Below are 19,299 nucleotides of genomic sequence, written 5' to 3'. Positions count from 1 at the left end.
AGGGAAGGTGCGTACTCGTTTCGAGGCCTTTACGTGGACCAGGCAAGCGACATGATCGGCTGTATTGTCAACCGTTGCAGCGCTTTTATTGCGTCTGCGATGCCGCGCGTCGTGGTTTTCGGGGCCCCCTTCGTCAATTTTGCAAATGAGCGAGGCTGACGAAGACTCCTCTTGTGTAGAATGTTCCTTTTTTATTCTACTAACGCCGTTTTTTGATCGGCGTCAATCGATTATATATTCAAAATGAAGGACTTAGCGAGATTTTCTAGGGGGGCTTCTGAAAGCGCCGACGCGGCGCCGGCCTCCCGGAACGCAACAGCCTCGCAGAGCGTCCCTCAGGTGCAGTTGCTGACCATTTCCGACGAAGAGGCGGGCCAGCGGATTGACAATTTCCTGCTGCGGGTTTGCAAAGGCGTTCCCAAGAGCCATATCTATCGTGTCCTGCGTTCGGGCGAGGTGCGCGTCAACAAGGGCCGTATCGACCAGACCTATCGTCTGGTCGAGGGCGATGTCGTGCGTGTGCCGCCAATACGAGTTGCAGAGAAGCAAGAAACTGTAGTCCCGGGAGCGGAATTCCGCATCCTGCTGGAAGACAGCCACATGCTGGTCATCGACAAGCCGGCCGGTGTGGCCGTGCATGGCGGGTCCGGCGTGAGCTACGGTGTCATCGAGCAGTTGCGGGCGGCACGGCCTCAGGCCAAGTTCCTGGAGCTGGTGCACCGGCTGGACCGCGACACCTCGGGCGTGCTGCTGATCGCCAAGAAGCGTTCGGCGCTGACGAACCTGCATGAACAGATGCGCGAGGGCCAGACCGACAAGCGCTACCTGACCCTGGTCCAGGGCGACTGGAAGAATGCCCGCCAGCACGTGAAGTTGCCGCTGTTCAAGTACAGCACGCCTGACGGTGAGCGCCGGGTGCGGGTGCAGGCCGATGGCCAGCCGTCCCATACGGTGTTCTCGCTCTTGCGTCGCTTCGGTGAATTTGCCCTGCTGGAAGCTGAACTGAAGACCGGTCGCACCCATCAGATCCGGGTGCACCTGTCTTCCAGCGGTTTTCCCATTGTCGGCGACGACAAGTACGGCGACTTCCCCTTGAACAAGGCGCTGCAGAAGGCCGATGGCAAGCGTATTGCTTTCAAGCGCATGTTCCTGCATGCCTGGCGCATCAGCTTCCTGCATCCGGAAACCGGCCAGACCGTCACCCTGAAAGCCGGCCTGCCCGATGAATGCGCAAAATTCCTGCGCAGCCTGGAAGGTGGGGCCGAGGGCGATCTCCTGCCCTACAACATGCTGGCTGGCGCGGAGGACTGAAGGACAGTGCACGTAGTCGGCCGGGATATGATACTTTCTGCCCGGCATTAACAAAATCGCATGTTTCGCTGCTGCCTTGTCGCGCTGGCAAGCCGGCGGCGGACATGCCCGCAGAAAGAGCATCAGACATGGCAAGAAAGCAATTCGACCTGATCGTCTTCGACTGGGATGGCACCCTGATGGACAGCACGTCCACCATCGTGCGCTGCATCCAGGCCGCAGCGCGCGACCTGGGCCTGCCGATTCCCGACAAGAGCGCAGCTTCCTACGTGATCGGCCTGGGCCTGCAGGACGCGATGCAGGCCGCCATTCCCGATGTCGACCCCAAGTACTATCCGCGCATCGTGGAGCGTTACCGCCACCATTACCTGGGCCAGGACAAGGACCTCACGCTCTTCGAGGGCGTGCCCGAAATGCTGACCGACCTGTCGCAGCAGGGCTATTTCCTGGCAGTGGCCACCGGCAAGAGCCGGGTCGGGCTGAACCGGGCCATGAACACCACCGGCCTGCTGTCCATGTTCGACGCCACCCGCTGCGCCGACGAGACCTTCTCCAAGCCGCATCCGGCCATGTTGCAGGAGCTGACCCGCGAGCTGGGCCAGGACATGCACCGCACGCTGATGATCGGCGACACCACCCACGACCTGCAGATGGCCATCAACGCCGGTGCCGCGGGCGTGGCGGTGGAGTTCGGCGCGCATCCGCCACAGCAGTTGCAGACGCTCTCGCCGCTGTATTCGGCGCGCTCCATCCGCGAGCTGCACCAGTGGCTCAATGAGCAGGCCTGAGGACGGCTACGTGAACGCTTCCGGCGACATCCTCATCTGCGCCTCCGGCGATCTGGCCGAAGGCGGCCTGGGCAAGCGCTTCCCGGTGCAGGTGCATGGCGACGAGACCACCGGTTTCGTGGTGCGCTATGGCGGAGTGGTCTATGGCTACCTGAACCGCTGCGCCCATGTCCCCATCGAACTGGACTGGGCCGAGGGCGAGTTCTTCGAATCCAGCGGTCTGTATCTCATGTGTGCAACACATGGCGCCGTTTATGCGCCCGATACCGGAAAATGCGAGGGCGGTCCTTGTACCGGCGCGCACTTGCGTAAGATCATGGCGGTGGAACGCGACGGCCAGGTCTACTGGCGTCCGGACGACATCGTCAAGCCCGTCGAGGCATGAGCTTCGGGGAAACCGGCGCAGGCTGCTGCGCTGCTTAGAGTGAGCCTATGAGCAACAACGAATCTGAAAACCAGCAAGACAAGCCGCCAGTCCCGCCACAAACGCCGCCATCGCCACCATCGCCCTCCATCCCCGCCAGCGTGCGCGAGGACAAGAAGAGCGGCTGGGAGCGCGACGTCCTGGAAAAACTGGCCCTGTTTGCCGTCAAGGAACAGCGCGCCCGGCGCCGCTGGGGCATCTTCTTCCGCATCGCCATCCTGGTGGTGATTGTGCTGGGCGCTTGGCTGGCCTTCACCTATAACAAGACTGAGAGCGAGCCGCTGGGCACCCATACCGCCCTGGTCGAGATCAAGGGCGCCATCGATTCCGAAGGGCAGGGCTCGGCAGGGGTGGTGATCCCGGCGCTGGACAAGGCCTTTGCCGCCTCCGACTCGGTCGGCGTGATCCTCAAGATCAACAGCCCCGGTGGCAGCCCGGTGCAGGCCGGCATGATCAACGACGAGATCACCCGCCTGCGCAAGGCCTATCCCAAGAAGCCGATCTACGTGGTGGTGGAGGAAGTGTGCGCCTCCGGCGGCTATTACATCGCCGCGGCGGCCGACAAGATCTACGTCAACAAGGCCAGCCTGATCGGTTCGGTGGGCGTGCTCATGGACGGCTTCGGCTTCACCGGTCTGATGGACAAGCTGGGCGTGGAACGCCGCCTGCTGACCGCGGGCGAGAACAAGAGCTTCCTCGACCCTTTCAGCCCGCAAAGCCCGAAGCAGCGTGAATACGCCCAATCGATGCTGCAGGAGATCCACCAGCAGTTCATCGAGGTGGTGCGCCAGGGTCGTGGCGCGCGCCTGAAGGAAACGCCGGATACCTTCTCCGGGCTGGTATGGACCGGTTCCAAGGCGATCGAGCTGGGTCTGGCCGATGGCTATGGCACGGTCGATAGCGTGGCCCGCGACGTGCTCAAGGCCGAGGATGTGGTGGATTACACCCAGACCGAAAACCTCTCCGAACGGGTGCTCAAGAAATTCGGCGTGGCCTTCGGTGCGGGCTTTGCCAAGACGCTGATGTCGACGCCGCTTTCCACCCTGCGCTGACGCCTCGGGACGGAGCATGCAAAAAGGCCGGTTGTGTATCACAACCGGCCTTTGTCATTGGGGCGCCGCGTCTCTCGCGTTGGGGCGACGCTATTCGGCCAGCAGCAGGAAGACGGTCGGTTTCTTGTGGAAGTCCGGTGCCTTGCCGGCAGCCAGGGCGGCCTTCCACTGCGCGGCTGTCTGCGTGCGTACCGACTCGCTGGCCAGCGACAGGTCGGTGGCCACGCAGATCAGCGTGCCGGGCTGGCAGGATTGCACCAGCGCCTCCAGCATGGCGGTGTTGCGATAGGGCGTTTCGATCAGCAGCTGGGTCTGCTTTTCCTTGCGGGCGCGATCTTCCAGCTGGCGGATGCGCTTGGCGCGCGCCTCGGCATCGGTAGGCAGGTAGCCGTTGAAGGCGAAGCTCTGGCCATTGAGACCACTGGCCATGACCGCCAGCAGCAAGGAAGAGGGGCCCACCAGCGGGCGCACCTGGATGCCATGCTGGTGCGCCAGCCGGACCAGGTTGGCGCCGGGGTCGGCCACCGCCGGCACGCCTGCTTCCGAGATCAGGCCACCATCACGGCCTTCCAGCAGGGGAGCCAGCAGCGAGGGCAGGGCGGCCGGCGGTGTGTTGACGTTGAGCTCGGCGATCTGGATTTCCTGGATGGGCTTGGCCAGGGCTTGGCTGCTGCCCAGGAGTTTCAGGAAGGCGCGCGTGGTCTTGGCGTTCTCGGCGACGAAATAATCCAGGCGCGCTGCGATCGCCTGCACCTGGCGCGGGATGATGCTTTCCAGCGGATGCGTCACGCTGGCGTCGGCGGGAGGCTCGGTGGGGCCCAGTGTGTTGGGAACCAGGTAAAGAATGCCGGGCATGGAAGGGAAATGGGATAAATTGTATAAAATAATATGTGCGACGCAGCATGGCAGCGCCGAGCCGCCATTCTACAGGGTGCCGGCTGTCATCAAAGTGTAATGCGCGCCGATTATCTTGTCGGGATGGAGACAAGGTGAGGTTTAAATTATTTAGCAATTGGCTTCTAGTGCGATTGCGAAAGGACATGCATGTTTGCTGCGGTAGATCTCGGTTCCAACAGTTTTCGCTTGCATATCGGCAAGTACGAGGACGACGGCATACGCGTCATCAAGAGCGCGCGCGACCCCATCCGCCTGGCGGCGGGCATCGACAAGAGCGGCAACCTGACCCAGCAGGCCTGTCAGAGCGCCATCGATTCGCTCACCCGCTTTCGCGCCATCCTGCGTGACTATCCGCTGACCGCAGTGCGGGTGGTAGCCACCAATACCTTGCGCGTGGCCAAGAACGCCGCCGACCTGCTGCCGGAACTGGAGCGGGCCATCGGTTATCCGGTGGAGATCATTTCCGGTGAGGAAGAGGGCCGCCTGATCTACATGGGCGTGGCCGGCGTGCTGGCCGATGCCGGTGAAGAACGCATGGTCATCGACATCGGCGGCGGTTCCACCGAGGTGATCCGTGGCCTGGGCGAGCATATCCGTCACGTCGAATCCTTCGGCATCGGCACCGTCAATCAAAGCCTGGCCTTCTTCCCCGATGGTGCCATCACCACGGCGGCCTTCGAACGCGCCATCATCTCGGCCCGCTCGCATGTCGAAGATGCGGTACACCTGTTCAGCTTCGACCCGGCCGAGGTGAATGTCTATGGCTCTTCCGGCACCATGCGCGCCATTGCCGACACCATCCGTCGCAACGGCATGGGTGATGGCCGCGTGAGCCTGCCCAGCCTGGCCGACCTGATGCAGCGCCTGATCGACTTCGGTCATGTCAGCCAGATCGCGCTGGACGGCATGAAACCCGACCGTGCCGGTGTGATCATGGGCGGCCTGGCGGTGCTGATCGGCTTCATGCAGGAATTCCGCATCGAGGTCATCACCCCGGTGGAAGCCGGCCTGCGCATGGGCGTGATGTGGGACCTGCAACTGCGCGCCACCAAGGCCGACCGCCGCGATCGTTCGGTCGAAGAGTTTGCCCGCCGCTTCCACGTCGATGCCGCCCGCGCCCATGGCGTGGCCGATACCGCGCGAGGTTTCTTCGATCTGCTGAAGCCGGCCACCGACTCCTACGCCCGCTATCTCTACTGGAGCGCCTTGCTGCACGAGACCGGGCTGGTGGTGTCGCCCACCGGTTACCACAAGCATTCGGCCTACATGATCGCCAATGCCGACCTGCCGGGCTTTACCACCCGCGAGCAGCGTTTGATGAGTACCCTGATCCTCGGTCAGAAGGGCAACCTGAAGAAGATCAGCGAGATGCTGGCGGACGTCGATTTCGCCAAGGCGGTGCTGGCGCTGCGGCTGGCGGTGATGTTCCGCCACGCGCACATCACGCTGGACCTGGACAAGGTAAGGGTCAAGCTCAAGAGCCGCATCGACCTGGAGATCCGTCGCGACTACATCAAGGAGCATCCCAGCATTTCCTTCTGGTTCCAGAAGGAGCAGGAGTGGTGGGCCGGCATCGGCGTCGATTTCGCCGTCAAGGTGATCTGAGCGCGCTTCGTTCGCCTTCGCTGTCTTTGTCGCTTTCGCTGCACTCACAGCACGTCATCACGCCCTTGCCACATCAGTTGGCAAGGGCGTTTCTACGTTCACAGCACGGCTTTCCGATATGTCTTCTAGAAGATGATAATGCTTCTTATTTGTGATATATTCGCCTGCGCTTTACCTCTCGCGTATGTACACGCAGATGCACACGCATACCCATAACGAGGCAGCCATCAGGCCGCCCGCTGCGACAGCCAAGTCCATCCTGGAGCCCGCTCCCCGGACCGCCTTCCGCGCCAAAAGAAAACGCCGTTTCGCCACGGCGGTCGTTCACTCTTTTTGAAAAGGATGGTCCATGTTCTCCCGTCAATTCGCCGTCGGCGCCGTACTGGCTGCCATTGCCGCCTCCAGCTTCGCGCAGGAAAAGGTCCTGAACCTGTACTCGGCACGCCACTACCAGACCGACGAAGCGCTCTACGCCGACTTCACCAAGGCCACCGGCATCAAGATCAACCGCGTCGATGGCGATGATGCCGGCATCCTGGCGCGCCTCAAGAGCGAGGGTGCTTCCAGTCCCGCCGACGTGATCCTGCTGGTGGATGCGGCGCGCCTGTGGAAGGCCCAGAGCGATGGCCTGTTCCAGCCGGTCAAGTCCAAGCTGCTGGACGAACGCATCCCCGCCAACCTGCACAGCAAGGAGGGCAGCGACGGCACCCAGTGGTTCGGATTCTCCACCCGCGCCCGCGTGATCGTGTACAACAAGACCAGCGTCAAGCCGGAAGACGTGGACACCTACGAGGCCCTGGGCGACCCGAAGAACAAGGGCAAACTCTGTACCCGCAGCGGCTCGCACCCCTACAACGTCTCGCTGTTCGGCGCGCTGCTGGAGCATGATGGCGCGGCCAAGACCGAAGCCATCTTGAAGGGCATGGTCGCCAACCAGGCACGCCAGCCGGTGGGTGGCGATACCGACCAGATCAAGGCCGTGGGTTCGGGCGAATGTGGCGTGGCCATTTCCAACTCCTACTACGTGGCCCGCCTGCTGCGTTCCACCAAGCCGGAAGATGTGGCCCTGATGGAAAAGGTCGGCATCGTCTGGCCCAACCAGAAGAGCTATGGCGCGCACGTCAACATCGCCGGTGGTGGCGTGGCCAAGCATGCCCCGCACAAGGCCGAAGCCGTGCAGTTCCTGGAATACCTGGCCAGCGATGCGGCCCAGCGCTACTTCGCTGAAGGCAATAACGAATGGCCGGCCGTCAAGAGCGTGAAGACCGAGAACCCGGCGCTGGTCAAGATGGGTCCGTTCAAGGCTGAAGTGATCAACATCGGCGCCGTTGGTGCCAACCAGCAGAAGGTGTTGCAGATGCTGGATCGCGTCGGTTACAAGTAATCCGGATGGCAGGAGGCCGGCCCGCAGCATTGCTGCGGGCCGGTTTTTTTTACGCCGCCTCAGCGGGGCGGATCGCGGAAGGGATTGCGCTCGTTGAGCTCGTTGATATAACCATCGATGCCGCCGACTTCGCGGGCCAGGAAGTGCTCCACGGCATCGTAGAACCCCGGATGCGCCAGCCAGTGTGCCGACCAGGTCTTCTGCGGCAGGAAGCCGCGTGCCATCTTGTGCTCGCCCTGGGCGCCGCCTTCGAACCAGCGGATCTTTTCGGCGATGCAGAATTCCAGCGGCTGGTAGTAGGCGGTCTCGAAGTGCAGGCAGGGGACGTGTTCCAGCGCGCCCCAATAGCGACCGTAGAGGGTGTCGCCGTCATGCACGGTGAGTGAGGAGGCGATGGGCTGGCCATCACGCAGGGCCAGGGTCAGCAGCAGGTGCTGCGGCATGGTGGCGCCGATGCGGCGGAAGAAATCCAGGTTCAGGTAGGGCGTCGAATAATGCGCCGCATAGGTATGGCGGTAGCAGCGGTTGAAGAATCGCCAGTGGGCCTCGGTGATTTCGCTACCCCGCAGCCAGGTGAATTGCACGCCCTGTTCAGCCACCTTGCGCCGCTCGGCCAGGATGTTCTTGCGCTTCTTGCGATCCAGGGTATCGACGAACTCGGCAAAGCTGCCATAGCCTTCGTTGTGCCAGTGGAACTGCACGCCGCTGCGCAGCAGGAAACCGGCATCGGCCAGCTGTTCCGCCTGCTCCGGGGGCGGGTAGAGGATGTGGGTGGACGAGTGTTCGCCCTCCTGCTGCAGCGCCTGCAAGGCGGCCAGCAGGCCGGCGCGGGCCGTCTCGTCGACTGCCATCAGCCGCGCCCCGCGCACCGGCGTGAAGGGGATGGCGGCCAGCAGCTTGGGATAGTATTCGACGCCGTGGCGCTGGTAGGCCTCGGCCCAGGCCCAGTCGAAGACATATTCACCATAGGAGTGGAACTTGCGATACAGGGGCAAGGCCGCCACCAGGGCTTGGTCCTGCCACAGCGTCAGGTAATGCGGCTCCCAGCCGGTGTCGGCACTGGCCGCGCCGCTCTCGTGCAGCGCATGCAGGAAAGCGTAGCTGAGGAAGGGGTTGCCTTCGGCCTGGGTGGCCACCAGTGCGTCCCAGCGGCCGGGGCCGATCTCGGCCAGAGAAGAAACGATTCGCGTGCGATAATCCATGGACTGCGAGTGACCTGCATAAGAAGGCGCGGCCCACGGCCCCGCTCGAACAGGCATTCTACGCAAAACCGACAGAACGCGTCGCCATCGCGGCGACCCGCACAGAGCAAGAAAGTCCGCACGATATGACTAGCCCATTCTTCAATCTCTATAGCCACGGTTTCGCCCGCGTCGCCGTGGCAGTGCCGGACTGCAAGGTGGCCGATCCGGTCTACAATGCCCAGCGCACCATCGCCCTGGCCGAGCAGGCCGCCGCCGGTGGCGCGGTCCTGGTGGCCTTCCCCGAACTGGGGCTGTCGGCCTATAGCTGCGAAGACCTGTTCCAGCAGCGTGCCTTGCTGGACGCCGCGCAGGATGCCCTGCAGCGCGTGCTGGAAGCCTCCTTGCGCATCCCGGCCGCCCTGGTGGTGGGCATGCCGCTGAAGGTCGAACACCAGCTCTATAACTGCGCCGTGGTGGTCAGCGCCGGCCGCATCATGGGTGTGGTCCCCAAGAGCTACCTGCCCAACTACAGCGAATTCTACGAAGCGCGCCAGTTCAGCAGCGCCGATTGCGCCGTCACCCGCCGCACCCGTCTGCTGGGCCAGGACGTCGATTTCGGCAGTCACCTGCTGTTCGAGATCAGCAATATCCCCGACCTGCGCTTCCATGTCGAAATCTGCGAAGACGTCTGGGTGCCGATCCCGCCGTCCTCCTTTGCGGCCCTGGCCGGCGCCACCGTGCTGGTGAACCTGTCGGCGTCCAATATCGTGGTCGGCAAGTCGGGTTACCGTCACCAGCTGGTGTCGCAGCAATCGGCGCGCTGCCTGGCAGCCTACCTGTATTCCTCGGCCGGCGATGGTGAATCGACCACCGACCTGGCCTGGGACGGCCAGGCGCTGATCTGCGAGAACGGCGAACTGCTGGCCGAGTCCGAGCGCTTCACCCAGGGTGGCCACGTCATCTATGCCGATGTGGACCTGGAGCGTCTCTCGCGCGAGCGTTTCCACCAGACCACCTTCGGCCAGTCGGTGCGCCGCCATGCGGACGAAGTGCGCCGCTTCGAGGTGGTGGCGTTCGATGTCCAGCTGCCGCAGGACCGCCCGCTGCCGCTGCAACGCCGGGTGGCGCGTTTCCCCTATGTGCCGGCCAACGCGGAGCAGCGCGAACTGCGCTGCCGCGAGGTCTACAACATCCAGGTCATGGCGCTGGTGCAGCGCCTGTCTTCGTCGGGCCTGAAGAAGGTGGTCATCGGCGTTTCCGGCGGCCTGGATTCCACCCATGCCCTGCTGGTCTGCGCCAAGGCCATGGACAAGCTGGGCCTGCCGCGGACCAACATACTGGCCTATACCATGCCCGGTTTCGCCACCAGCAGTCGCACCCTGGTGCAGGCGCATCAGTTGATGACGCAGGTCGGTTGCTCGGCGCAGGAAATCGATATCCGTCCCAGCTGCGAACAGATGTTGAAGGATCTCGGCCATCCCTATTCGCGGGGCGAGCCGGTCTATGACATCACCTTCGAGAACGTGCAGGCCGGCGAGCGTACCAATCACCTGTTCCGCCTGGCCAACCACCATGGCGCCATCGTCATCGGCACCGGCGACCTGTCGGAACTGGCGCTGGGCTGGTGCACCTACGGCGTGGGCGACCACATGTCGCACTACAACGTCAACGCCAGCGTACCCAAGACCCTCATCACCCATCTGGTGCGCTGGGTAGCCGAGTCCGGCTCGCTGGAACTGAAGCAGCCGGAAGTGCTGATCCACATCCTGGAAACCGAGATCAGCCCGGAACTGGTGCCGGGCGCCTCCGATGGCGAACCCGGTCAGCGCACCCAGGACTTCATCGGTCCCTACGAATTGCAGGACTTCAACCTCTACTACATCCTGCGCTACGGCTTCACGCCGGCCAAGGTGGCCTTCCTGGCGCACAGCGCCTGGCATGACCGCGATGCCGGTCATTGGCCCGACGGCCTGCATGGCGCCCACAACCAGTACAGCTTGCCGCAGATCAAGAAGAACCTGGGCATCTTCGTCTATCGCTTCTTCAAGACCAGCCAGTTCAAGCGTTCCTGCGTCCCCAATGCGCCCAAGGTCGGTACCGGCGGCTCGCTCTCGCCGCGCGGCGACTGGCGCGCCCCCAGCGATGGCGAGGCCACCGTGTGGCTGCAGGATCTGGAGCGGATTCCGGATCTGGAGGGCTGAAACCGGCTTTTTGAGGGCTCGCTTGCGCAGGGTGGTTGAAAGCTAGGCGAGCCTGATTGACAATGTACGAGTGGGCAGGGGGCCACGTCCCTGTCCCTAAAAGAACAACATCGCAGTACCCGCTATTCAACAGATCGCAACCGATCGTTTCTTTACGACATACCAAGAGAGGAATTGCCATGAAACAAGTGACCGCCATCATCAAACCGTTCAAGCTGGACGAGGTGCGTGAATCCCTCGCCGAAGTCGGCGTCACGGGCCTGACGGTCACCGAAGTGAAGGGCTTCGGTCGTCAGAAGGGGCATACCGAGCTGTATCGCGGCGCCGAATACGTGGTCGATTTCCTGCCCAAGGTCAAGATCGAGGTGGTGGTCGATGACAAGGTGGTGGAGCAGGCAGTGGATGCCATCATCAAGGCTGCCCGCACCGGCAAGATCGGCGATGGCAAGATCTTCGTGCAGGAAGTGGAACAGGTGATCCGTATCCGTACCGGTGAAACCGGTCCCGATGCCGTCTGAGCAGGTTCCGCTCTCCCCGAGACCGGCCGCTGGCCGGTTTTTTTACGTCCATTGCAGCCGGAAAGCTGTTGCAGTCTGTTGCGCCGTGGCGTGACGGATTGCGCCAGTCTGACACAGCGTGACAGCGCCACACCGGTGGTACAGGCCGCTGGGCCGCCTGGGACGGGCCTCTGCCGGCTGGCATGCGATTTGCCCCTCAGGAGGTCGAACGCCCGCCGCGGCCATCGATGCGTGCGGGATTTCAACCATCACCATAACGGAGACGACATGAACCTGGCAGACATCAGCAAACTCGGCGTACGTGACCCTTTCAAGCAACGTTACGACAACTTCATCGGCGGCAAATTCGTCCCGCCGGTGAAGGGGGAATACTTCGAGAACATCAGCCCGGTGATCGGACGCGCCTTCTGTGAAGTGGCCCGTTCCAGCGCCGAGGACGTGGAGCTGGCGCTGGACGCCGCCCATGCCGCCAAGAAGAGCTGGGGCAAGACCTCGCCCACCGATCGTGCCAACCTGCTGTTGAAGATCGCCGACCGCATGGAAGCCAATCTGGAGCTGCTGGCCACCGCCGAGACCCTGGACAACGGCAAGCCGATCCGCGAAACCATGGCTGCAGACATCCCGCTGGCGATCGACCATTTCCGCTACTTCGCCGCCGCCGTGCGCACCCAGGAAGGCAGCATCGGCACCATCGACAACGACACCTATGCCTATCACTTCCATGAGCCGCTAGGCGTGGTGGGCCAGATCATTCCCTGGAATTTCCCCATCCTGATGGCGGTGTGGAAGCTGGCGCCGGCGCTGGCTGCGGGCAATTGCGTGGTGTTGAAGCCGGCCGAACAGACGCCGGCCTCCATCATGGTGTTGATCGAACTGATCGCCGACCTGATCCCGCCGGGCGTGCTCAATATCGTGCAGGGCTTTGGCGTGGAAGCCGGCAAGCCGCTGGCCTCCAACAAGCGCATCGCCAAGATCGCCTTCACCGGCGAGACCACCACCGGTCGCCTGATCATGCAATACGCCTCCCAGAACCTGATCCCGGTGACCCTGGAGCTGGGCGGCAAGTCGCCCAACATCTTCTTCGCCGACGTGCTGGACAAGGATGACGACTTCTTCGACAAGGCCCTGGAAGGTTTCGCCATGTTCGCCCTGAACCAGGGTGAAGTCTGCACCTGCCCCTCGCGCGTGCTGGTGCAGGAATCGATCTACGAGCGCTTCATCGAACGCGCCCTGAAGCGCGTGGCTGCCATCAAGCAGGGCAACCCGCTGGACAAGAGCACCATGATCGGTGCGCAAGCCTCGCAGGAGCAGCTGGAAAAGATCCTGTCCTACATCGACATCGGCAAGCAGGAAGGCGCCAAGGTGCTGGCCGGCGGCGGTCGTGAAGCACTGGGCGGTGACCTGGCCTCGGGTTACTACGTCAAGCCGACGGTGTTCGAGGGCAACAACAAGATGCGCATCTTCCAGGAAGAAATCTTCGGCCCGGTGGTCTCGGTGACCACCTTCAAGGATGAGGAAGAAGCCCTGGCCATCGCCAACGACACCCTCTACGGCCTGGGTGCAGGCCTATGGACCCGCGATGGCACCCGTGCCTTCCGCATGGGCCGCGAGATCCAGGCCGGGCGCGTGTGGACCAACTGCTATCACCTGTATCCGGCGCATGCGGCCTTCGGTGGCTACAAGCAATCCGGCATCGGTCGTGAAAACCACAAGATGATGCTGGACCACTACCAGCAGACCAAGAACCTGCTGGTCAGCTACAGCCCCAAGGCGCTGGGCTTCTTCTGATCGGGTTCCGATCCTTCGTTTGTCTCCTTGGCTCCTTGCAGCAAGGCAGCTTGGGCGCCGGTCCGTTCTCCCACGGCCGGCGCCTTTTTTATGTGGACTTTCCAGGAGCATGCCGATGAGCGCCTTACCCCGGGTTACCGCCACCGACGCCACGGTGGCACTGCTGCGCCAGTTGAAGACACGCCATGGCGCTTTGATCTTTTTCCAGTCCGGCGGCTGCTGCGATGGCAGCGCGCCAATGTGCTACCCCGAAGGAGACTTCACCTTGGGCGACACCGATGTGTACCTGGGGGAGATCGACGGCGTGCCGTTCTACATCGGCGCCGACCAGTTCGAGTACTGGAAGCACACGCAGCTGATCATTGACGTGGTCAATGGCAACGGTGGCATGTTCTCGCTGGAGAATGGCAGCGGCAAGCGCTTCCTGACGCGCTCGCGGCTGTTTTCCGATGAAGAATATGACGCTCTGGAACCGCTCAGTGCCCGCGTGACTTGAAGCGACGGTACAGCGTATTGCGCGACACCCCGAGCGCCTTGGCGGCAGCGCTGACATTGCCGTCATGCCTGCGCAATGCGCGTTCGATGGCGGCCCATTCGGTGTCCTGCATGGAAAGTGGCGGAGAGGGTGGTTCGTCGTCAACGCTGGCCAGCGGGGAGCTGGCCGCCGCGTCTTCGAGGAAGTCGTCCGGCAGATGCCGCAGGCTGATGGCTGCTTCGCCCTCGGCCATGGCCAGCGCGGTGCGGACCAGGTTGGACAATTGCCGCAGGTTGCCCGGCCAGCGGCTGGCATGCAGCAGCGCCAGGGCCTGGGCATCGAAGCGCGGCGCCTGCGGGCCGCCTTCTTCCTGCAGGATGCGCTCGATCAGGCAATCCAGGTCGCTGCGTTCGCGCAGGGCGGGCAGCCTGACCTGCAAGCCATTGATGCGGTAGTACAGGTCTTCGCGGAAGGCATGGCGCGCTGCCATCTCGCGTAGCGGCTGGTTGGTGGCGCACACCAGTGCGAATTCCACCGGGATCACACGCTGGCTGCCCAGCGGCGTGACGGCACGCTCCTGCAGCACCCGCAACAAACGACCCTGCAGTGACAATGGCATGTCGCCGATTTCATCGAGGAACAGCGTGCCGCCCTGGGCTTGCGCGATCTTGCCGATGGCACCCTTGCGGCGCGCGCCGGTGAAGGCGCCGTCTTCATAGCCGAACAGTTCGGCTTCGATCAGGTTTTCCGGAATGGCCGAGCAGTTGACCGCCACAAAGGGCGCCGCCATCCCCTGGCTTTGCGCCCTACGCGAACAGGCGCTGGCGCGGTGGATGGCCTGCGCCAGCCACTCCTTGCCGGTGCCGGTCTCGCCGGTGATCAAGACCGGGATGGCGCGGTCGATCACCCGGCGCAGCTTGCCGATGATGTCGCTCATGCGGGCGTCGCCGGTCTCCAGCGCCTGCAGATCGGGCAGGTCTGCAGGTCCGCGCACGGCCGGTGGGTGGCAGGCCGGCGCCAACGCGGGTGCAGACGCTGCTGCCGCTGCTGGCGCCGTTCCAAGTTCTGGCGCCTCGATGACTGCTTCACGGGCGTTCTGGAAATGCTGGTCGCGCAGCCGCAGCTCGGCGCGACCGTGGATGCGGATGCCATTGTGCAGGCACAGCTCCAGCAGGCCGGGCGCGGCCTTGCGGTGCTGCTCGAACAACAGCGACAACGGCACCCCGAACAGCGAGGTGAAGGTATGCGACTGCAGTGCCGCCAGCGTCAGGCCCAGCTGGAACTGGGCACTGCGGTTGGCCGCCAGGAAACGTCCGCCCGGCGTGAAGCTGACGATACCCTCCACCAGCGTGCCCACGAATTCGGCGCGGCTGTGGAAGTGCAGGGTGATGCAATCGGGAAAACTGCCGGCCAGCAGGTGGTTTTCTATCATCTGCGCCGACATGCGCACCAGGGCCATGGTGTGCTTGTGGAAGCTGCCGCATTCGCCCGACACGTCCAGCACTCCCAGCACCTTGCCGCGATGGTCGAAGATGGGGGCTGCCGAGCAGGTCAGGAAGCGATTGGCATCCAGGTAGTGCTGCTGGGCGTGGACCGTGGTCGGTTTCTGTTCGAACAGGGCCGTACCGATGGCATTGGTGCCGCGCAACTGCTCCGACCAGCGCCCGCCGGGACCGAGCGCCACGCGGTCGGCCTTGGCCAGGAAATCGCGGTCGCCCAGGGTATGGATGATGGTGCCTTCGGCGTCCGACAGGATCACCATGCTGTGGGTATTGCGAATCTGGTCGTAGAGGGTTTCCATCACCGGCCGGGCATGGCCGGACAGTGACTGGCTGGCCTCCAGCGTCTGCGCCAGGTCGGCACGCGAGAGCTGTTCCAGATCGGGCCGCTGACCGCGAGTGATGCCGTAGGAAGAACTGCGCTGGTGCGAGCGCGCAATGGCCTGCAGGTCCGGCTCGCCGTCGGCCGTGGCCTGCACCAGGGGCGCTGCGCCCAGCAATGCACCGGCGCCTGGCCGGTTTGCCTGGTATTGCATCCTTGTCTCCTTGGACCTTTGCGATCCTTATGCCCTGTCTTCGTGTCTGCCCGGTGTTCTATTTCTTATCTTTCGGGAAGCCTGGGGTGAACAAGCATACCTGATTAATCCGGCAGCCGGCTAAATTGAAACAGGGTTTGCAGGCGGCTGGAAGTGTGGGCAATATACTGTGTATATATACAGTATTATTCAGCTAAATCAGCTAGCTATGGCTTCCTTCCCCAAATTCCCACAGGGCATCGCCCGGCCGTTTCCTGACCAGCCGGCGCCATCGTCCTCGGCCGACGATGATGCGACCATCACACCGGCTACCTTCATCCATCGCCAACAGGTGGCGCAAAAGGGGCGGGGTGCGGTCACCAACCTGCGCGGGCGCTACGAATCGGTGAACCGCGAGGAATTCGATGATGGCTGGCAGCCTCTGCAATTTGCCGGTGATGGTCCATCGACCGGTGAACCGGCCGCTGGCGCGGAACAGACCGAGACCACCGATGCTGGCGAACAGGACGAGGAACCGCCGCGCCTGAAGACCATCGTCACGGAAGAGACGGCCAAGTCCATCATCAGCCGCAATGCCTCGCCCGACTTGCCGTTCTCGCTGTCCCTGAATCCTTACCGCGGCTGCGAGCACGGCTGCATCTACTGTTTTGCCCGACCCTCGCACAGCTACCTGGGCCTCTCGCCGGGCCTGGATTTCGAAAGCCGGCTGGTGGCCAAGACCAATGCCCCGGAACTATTGCTGCGCGAGCTGGCCCGGCCGTCCTACCAGCCTGACACCATCACGGTGGGCATCAATACCGACGCCTACCAGCCCATCGAGCGCGAGCGCCAGTTGACCCGCCGCATCCTGCAGATCCTGCACGATTGCGAAAACCCGGTGGCCCTGATCACCAAGTCGTCCCTGATCGAGCGTGACATCGACCTGCTGGCGGCGATGGCAGCCAAGCGCCAGGCCATTGCCGCCGTCACCATCACCACGCTGGACCCGGTCATCGCCCGCGCCCTGGAACCCAGGGCGGCCAGTCCGGCGCGGCGCCTGCGGGTGATCCGTACGCTCGCCGAGGCAGGTATTCCAGTGAGCGTATCGATTGCGCCGGTGATTCCCTTCGTCACCGAGCCGGACCTGGAGCGGGTCATGGAAGCGGCCGTGGAAGCCGGTGCCAGCCAGGCCGGCTATATCGTGCTGCGCCTGCCATGGGAAGTCAGCCCCTTGTTCAGGCAGTGGCTGCAGGCGCACTTCCCGAACCGGGCGGCACGGGTGATGAACCGCATCCAGGACATGCGGGGTGGCAAGGATTACGACGCCGATTTCGCCACCCGCATGCGCGGCACCGGTGTCTGGGCCGAGCTCCTGCAGCAGCGCTTCGACAAGGCCAGTCGCCGGCTGGGCATCGACCATCGCAACCGCGCCTTCGCCACGCTGGATGCCAGCCGTTTCCGGCGGCCGTTGCTGGTGCCGACGGCCCGGGGCGGGCAGGGCAAGCGGGGCAAGGATGATCAGCTTGATCTGTTCTGAACTGAAGTCTTGCGGAGGGGCTTGGCTGGTACACTGCGCGCTTTGATCGAATCAGGCTTTTTTGCATGCATACCCTGGAACAATTGCGTAGTGGCGAGTTGGCTGGCGTGACGCGGCTTTCACTGTCTTGCGGCCTGCGTGAATTCCCGCCGGAGATTTTCACCCTGGCCGATACGCTGGAAATCCTCGATCTGAGCGGCAACCAGCTCAGCGCCTTGCCGGACGACCTGCCACGCCTGACGCGGCTGCGCATCGTCTTCTGTTCCGACAATCTGTTCACCGAATTGCCAGCTGTCCTCGGCCGTTGCCCGTCGCTGGAGATGATCGGCTTCAAGGCCAACCAGATCGCAACGGTGCCGGCCGACTCCCTGCCGCCCTCGTTGCGCTGGCTGGTATTGACCGACAATCGCATCGAGGCACTGCCGGCCAGCATCGGCCGTTGCCGGCCCTTGCAAAAGCTGATGCTGGCCGGTAACCGCCTGCGCGCCTTGCCGCCAGAACTGGCGGCCTGCCGCAATCTGGAACTGCTGCGCCTGGCCGCCAATGCGCTGGAAGAATTCCCGCACTGGCTGTTGACCTTGCCGCGACTGAGCTGGCTGGCCATGGCCGGCAACCCCTGGTGCGCGCCGGTGGAAGAACGGGCCGATGGCCTGGCGCAGGTGGCGGACATCGCCTGGGACGATCTGCAGCTGCAGGACAAGCTGGGCGAGGGCGCCTCCGGGGTGATCCATGCCGCCCGCTGGCATGTCGATGGTGCGCCACAGCCGGTGGCGGTCAAGCTCTTCAAGGGCGCCGTCACCAGCGATGGCCTGCCGGAACGCGAAATGGCCGCCTGCATCATGGCAGGCCGGCATCGCGGGCTGATTCCGGTGCTGGGCCGCCTGCAGGGACATCCGCAGGGCGTGGCGGGATTGGTGATGCCGCTGATCGATCCGGACTATGCCAACCTGGCCGGGCCGCCCAGTCTGCAGTCCTGCACCCGCGACGTGTATCCCGAAGCGATGGCGCTGCCGTGGTCGCAGGCGCTGGCGATCGCGCGCGATATCGCTTCGGCGGCGGCGCACCTGCATGCGCAGGGCATCGTCCATGGCGACCTGTATGCCCACAATATCCTGCATCGTTCCGGTGCGGCGCTGCTGGGCGACTTCGGTGCGGCCTGGTTCTACGACACCGCCAAGCCCCATGCCTGGGGCGTGCAGGCCATGGAGGTGCGGGCTTACGGTTGTCTGCTGGAAGAGTTGCTGGCACACAGCCAGCCGGCCGAGGAAAAGGGACGGGCGGTGCTGGCCGGATTGCGGCAGGCCTGCCTGTCGGCGGATGCGGCGTCGCGCCCGCATTTCGAGGCCATTGTGGCCATGCTCGACGAACTTGCGTAGGCGGGCTGCGGGCCTTAGCTGCGCTCGCTGGACTTGAGCAGCACCACCAGCGCACCGGCCCCGCCATCGGCGGCGCGGGCCTGGCAGAAGGCCATCACTTCATCTTTTTGCGCGAGCCAGTTGCGTACCTTGTGCTTGAGCACGGGCTCCTTGTTGACCGAACCCAGTCCCTTGCCGTGGATGATGCGCACGCAGCGCAGACCGCGCCGGCGTGACTGGCGCAGGAATTCGCCCAGCGCTTCACGCGCCTGATCGCGGCGATAACCGTGCAGGTCGAGCTGGGCCTGGATCACCCAGTTGCCGCGCCGCAGCTTGCCGAGCACATCGGCACCCACGCCAGGGCGGGCGAAACTGAGGTTCTCGTCGCTGTCCATCAGGGTTTCGATGGTGAATTCGTCGGAGAGCGACTCCAGCAGCGCCGCCTGTTCATCGGCGATGTGCTGGCGTGGAATGGGCAAGGGGGGATCGGGCAGGTGAAGGGTCTTGTCGACCACCCGCTGATGCAGCGGCGCCACCTGGCCGATGCTGTGGCGGAACAGATTGGCCTCCTCGCGGGCGGCCGCTTCCTGACGCTGGCGCTCGGCCAAGGCCAGCGCGCGCGCTTTTTCCTGTTCCTGCAGATCGCGGCGCAATCCCTTGAGCGCCGAGAAGTCCTTCATTGTCGCCATGACAGCACCCAACCCTGTAGCCTACGTTTCCCTGAGCTGGCAACTTTAGCAGAAGTGCAGTCGCTCGACAGCGTGAT

At 63.7% G+C, this 19,299-nt stretch carries 16 protein-coding genes; 12 read left to right on the top strand and 4 right to left on the bottom strand.

All coding sequences use genetic code 11. The features are described 5' to 3' along the window. Positions 1 to 243 precede the first annotated feature (243 nt). The 4 genes from HFRIS_RS11635 to HFRIS_RS11620 all read left to right on the top strand — a co-directional run bounded on the left by HFRIS_RS11635 (position 244) and on the right by HFRIS_RS11620 (position 3,575). On the top strand, positions 244 to 1,311 hold the full coding sequence (locus HFRIS_RS11635; RefSeq protein WP_039875417.1) for an RluA family pseudouridine synthase: 1,068 nt from the start codon (positions 244 to 246) through the stop codon (positions 1,309 to 1,311). A gap of 128 nt (positions 1,312 to 1,439) precedes the next feature. Next, entirely contained in the window at positions 1,440 to 2,099 is a 660-nt protein-coding gene (locus tag HFRIS_RS11630) for an HAD-IIIA family hydrolase (RefSeq protein ID WP_006463543.1), read from the top strand. Then, entirely contained in the window at positions 2,086 to 2,484 is a 399-nt protein-coding gene (locus HFRIS_RS11625) for a Rieske (2Fe-2S) protein (RefSeq protein ID WP_006463542.1), read from the top strand. Before HFRIS_RS11630 ends, HFRIS_RS11625 begins: the two co-directional genes overlap by 14 nt. Before the next feature lie 47 nt (positions 2,485 to 2,531). Beyond that, positions 2,532 to 3,575 carry a S49 family peptidase gene (locus tag HFRIS_RS11620; protein WP_006463541.1) on the top strand — a complete coding sequence of 348 codons (1,044 nt, stop codon included), beginning with the start codon at positions 2,532 to 2,534 and terminating at the stop codon, positions 3,573 to 3,575. 90 nt (positions 3,576 to 3,665) lie between these two features. Here the strand turns inward: HFRIS_RS11620 and HFRIS_RS11615 are convergent, their stop codons facing one another. Further along, positions 3,666 to 4,430 (bottom strand): SAM-dependent methyltransferase, encoded by a 765-nt coding sequence (locus HFRIS_RS11615; RefSeq protein WP_006463540.1) that lies wholly within the window; start codon positions 4,428 to 4,430, stop codon positions 3,666 to 3,668. 189 nt (positions 4,431 to 4,619) lie between these two features. Between HFRIS_RS11615 and HFRIS_RS11610 the strand changes: the two genes are divergently transcribed. Then, positions 4,620 to 6,077, top strand: coding sequence for a Ppx/GppA phosphatase family protein (locus tag HFRIS_RS11610; protein WP_006463539.1), 1,458 nt, complete (start codon positions 4,620 to 4,622; stop codon positions 6,075 to 6,077). Between the two features lie 349 nt (positions 6,078 to 6,426). Next, positions 6,427 to 7,461 carry a Fe(3+) ABC transporter substrate-binding protein gene (locus tag HFRIS_RS11605; RefSeq protein WP_006463538.1) on the top strand — a complete coding sequence of 345 codons (1,035 nt, stop codon included), beginning with the start codon at positions 6,427 to 6,429 and terminating at the stop codon, positions 7,459 to 7,461. 59 nt (positions 7,462 to 7,520) lie between these two features. On the opposite strand, the gene HFRIS_RS11600 is transcribed toward HFRIS_RS11605, so the two are convergent. After that, positions 7,521 to 8,663 carry a GNAT family N-acetyltransferase gene (locus HFRIS_RS11600; protein WP_006463537.1) on the bottom strand — a complete coding sequence of 381 codons (1,143 nt, stop codon included), beginning with the start codon at positions 8,661 to 8,663 and terminating at the stop codon, positions 7,521 to 7,523. Between the two features lie 125 nt (positions 8,664 to 8,788). Here HFRIS_RS11600 and HFRIS_RS11595 point away from each other — a divergent pair, with 125 nt between their 5' ends. The 4 genes from HFRIS_RS11595 (at position 8,789) to HFRIS_RS11580 (ending at position 13,648) form a co-directional block, all read left to right on the top strand. Continuing rightward, complete coding sequence (locus HFRIS_RS11595) at positions 8,789 to 10,846, top strand: NAD(+) synthase (RefSeq protein WP_006463536.1); 2,058 nt, start codon at positions 8,789 to 8,791, stop codon at positions 10,844 to 10,846. A 179-nt stretch (positions 10,847 to 11,025) separates the two neighbouring features. Continuing rightward, positions 11,026 to 11,364: a P-II family nitrogen regulator gene (locus HFRIS_RS11590; protein ID WP_006463535.1), complete on the top strand. Its 339-nt coding sequence runs from the start codon at positions 11,026 to 11,028 to the stop codon at positions 11,362 to 11,364. 267 nt (positions 11,365 to 11,631) lie between these two features. Beyond that, positions 11,632 to 13,152, top strand: a complete 1,521-nt coding sequence (gene adh, locus HFRIS_RS11585) for an aldehyde dehydrogenase (protein WP_006463534.1) — start codon at positions 11,632 to 11,634, stop codon at positions 13,150 to 13,152. Between the two features lie 115 nt (positions 13,153 to 13,267). Further along, a complete protein-coding gene (locus HFRIS_RS11580; protein ID WP_006463533.1) occupies positions 13,268 to 13,648 on the top strand; it encodes a DUF779 domain-containing protein in 381 nt (126 codons plus the stop codon). Here the strand turns inward: HFRIS_RS11580 and HFRIS_RS11575 are convergent. Then, positions 13,629 to 15,662, bottom strand: coding sequence for a sigma-54-dependent Fis family transcriptional regulator (locus HFRIS_RS11575; protein ID WP_006463532.1), 2,034 nt, complete (start codon positions 15,660 to 15,662; stop codon positions 13,629 to 13,631). The two genes, HFRIS_RS11580 and HFRIS_RS11575, sit on opposite strands and share 20 nt — an antisense overlap. A gap of 208 nt (positions 15,663 to 15,870) precedes the next feature. Here HFRIS_RS11575 and HFRIS_RS11570 point away from each other — a divergent pair, with 208 nt between their 5' ends. Continuing rightward, positions 15,871 to 17,178: a PA0069 family radical SAM protein gene (locus HFRIS_RS11570; protein WP_006463531.1), complete on the top strand. Its 1,308-nt coding sequence runs from the start codon at positions 15,871 to 15,873 to the stop codon at positions 17,176 to 17,178. A 65-nt stretch (positions 17,179 to 17,243) separates the two neighbouring features. Further along, positions 17,244 to 18,554, top strand: a complete 1,311-nt coding sequence (locus tag HFRIS_RS11565; RefSeq protein WP_006463530.1) for a leucine-rich repeat-containing protein kinase family protein — start codon at positions 17,244 to 17,246, stop codon at positions 18,552 to 18,554. A 14-nt stretch (positions 18,555 to 18,568) separates the two neighbouring features. Here the strand turns inward: HFRIS_RS11565 and HFRIS_RS11560 are convergent, their stop codons facing one another. Further along, positions 18,569 to 19,222: a Smr/MutS family protein gene (locus HFRIS_RS11560; RefSeq protein WP_039875406.1), complete on the bottom strand. Its 654-nt coding sequence runs from the start codon at positions 19,220 to 19,222 to the stop codon at positions 18,569 to 18,571. Positions 19,223 to 19,299 lie beyond the last annotated feature (77 nt).

It is taken from the genome of Herbaspirillum frisingense GSF30, assembly GCF_000300975.2.
In the GTDB taxonomy this organism is placed as follows: domain Bacteria; phylum Pseudomonadota; class Gammaproteobacteria; order Burkholderiales; family Burkholderiaceae_D; genus Herbaspirillum; species Herbaspirillum frisingense.
This window is presented reverse-complemented; position numbering and strand designations above follow the sequence as displayed.

Excerpts from the sequence above, each read along its gene's own strand:
- HFRIS_RS11635 (WP_039875417.1), top strand. The coding sequence starts at position 244 with ATGAAGGACTTAGCGAGATTTTCTAGGGGGGCTTCTGAAAGCGCCGAC.
- HFRIS_RS11630 (WP_006463543.1), top strand. The coding sequence starts at position 1,440 with ATGGCAAGAAAGCAATTCGACCTGATCGTCTTCGACTGGGATGGCACC.
- HFRIS_RS11625 (WP_006463542.1), top strand. The coding sequence starts at position 2,086 with ATGAGCAGGCCTGAGGACGGCTACGTGAACGCTTCCGGCGACATCCTC.
- HFRIS_RS11620 (WP_006463541.1), top strand. The coding sequence starts at position 2,532 with ATGAGCAACAACGAATCTGAAAACCAGCAAGACAAGCCGCCAGTCCCG.
- HFRIS_RS11615 (WP_006463540.1), bottom strand. The coding sequence starts at position 4,430 with ATGCCCGGCATTCTTTACCTGGTTCCCAACACACTGGGCCCCACCGAG.
- HFRIS_RS11610 (WP_006463539.1), top strand. The coding sequence starts at position 4,620 with ATGTTTGCTGCGGTAGATCTCGGTTCCAACAGTTTTCGCTTGCATATC.
- HFRIS_RS11605 (WP_006463538.1), top strand. The coding sequence starts at position 6,427 with ATGTTCTCCCGTCAATTCGCCGTCGGCGCCGTACTGGCTGCCATTGCC.
- HFRIS_RS11600 (WP_006463537.1), bottom strand. The coding sequence starts at position 8,663 with ATGGATTATCGCACGCGAATCGTTTCTTCTCTGGCCGAGATCGGCCCC.
- HFRIS_RS11595 (WP_006463536.1), top strand. The coding sequence starts at position 8,789 with ATGACTAGCCCATTCTTCAATCTCTATAGCCACGGTTTCGCCCGCGTC.
- HFRIS_RS11590 (WP_006463535.1), top strand. The coding sequence starts at position 11,026 with ATGAAACAAGTGACCGCCATCATCAAACCGTTCAAGCTGGACGAGGTG.
- adh (WP_006463534.1), top strand. The coding sequence starts at position 11,632 with ATGAACCTGGCAGACATCAGCAAACTCGGCGTACGTGACCCTTTCAAG.
- HFRIS_RS11580 (WP_006463533.1), top strand. The coding sequence starts at position 13,268 with ATGAGCGCCTTACCCCGGGTTACCGCCACCGACGCCACGGTGGCACTG.
- HFRIS_RS11575 (WP_006463532.1), bottom strand. The coding sequence starts at position 15,662 with ATGCAATACCAGGCAAACCGGCCAGGCGCCGGTGCATTGCTGGGCGCA.
- HFRIS_RS11570 (WP_006463531.1), top strand. The coding sequence starts at position 15,871 with ATGGCTTCCTTCCCCAAATTCCCACAGGGCATCGCCCGGCCGTTTCCT.
- HFRIS_RS11565 (WP_006463530.1), top strand. The coding sequence starts at position 17,244 with ATGCATACCCTGGAACAATTGCGTAGTGGCGAGTTGGCTGGCGTGACG.
- HFRIS_RS11560 (WP_039875406.1), bottom strand. The coding sequence starts at position 19,222 with ATGGCGACAATGAAGGACTTCTCGGCGCTCAAGGGATTGCGCCGCGAT.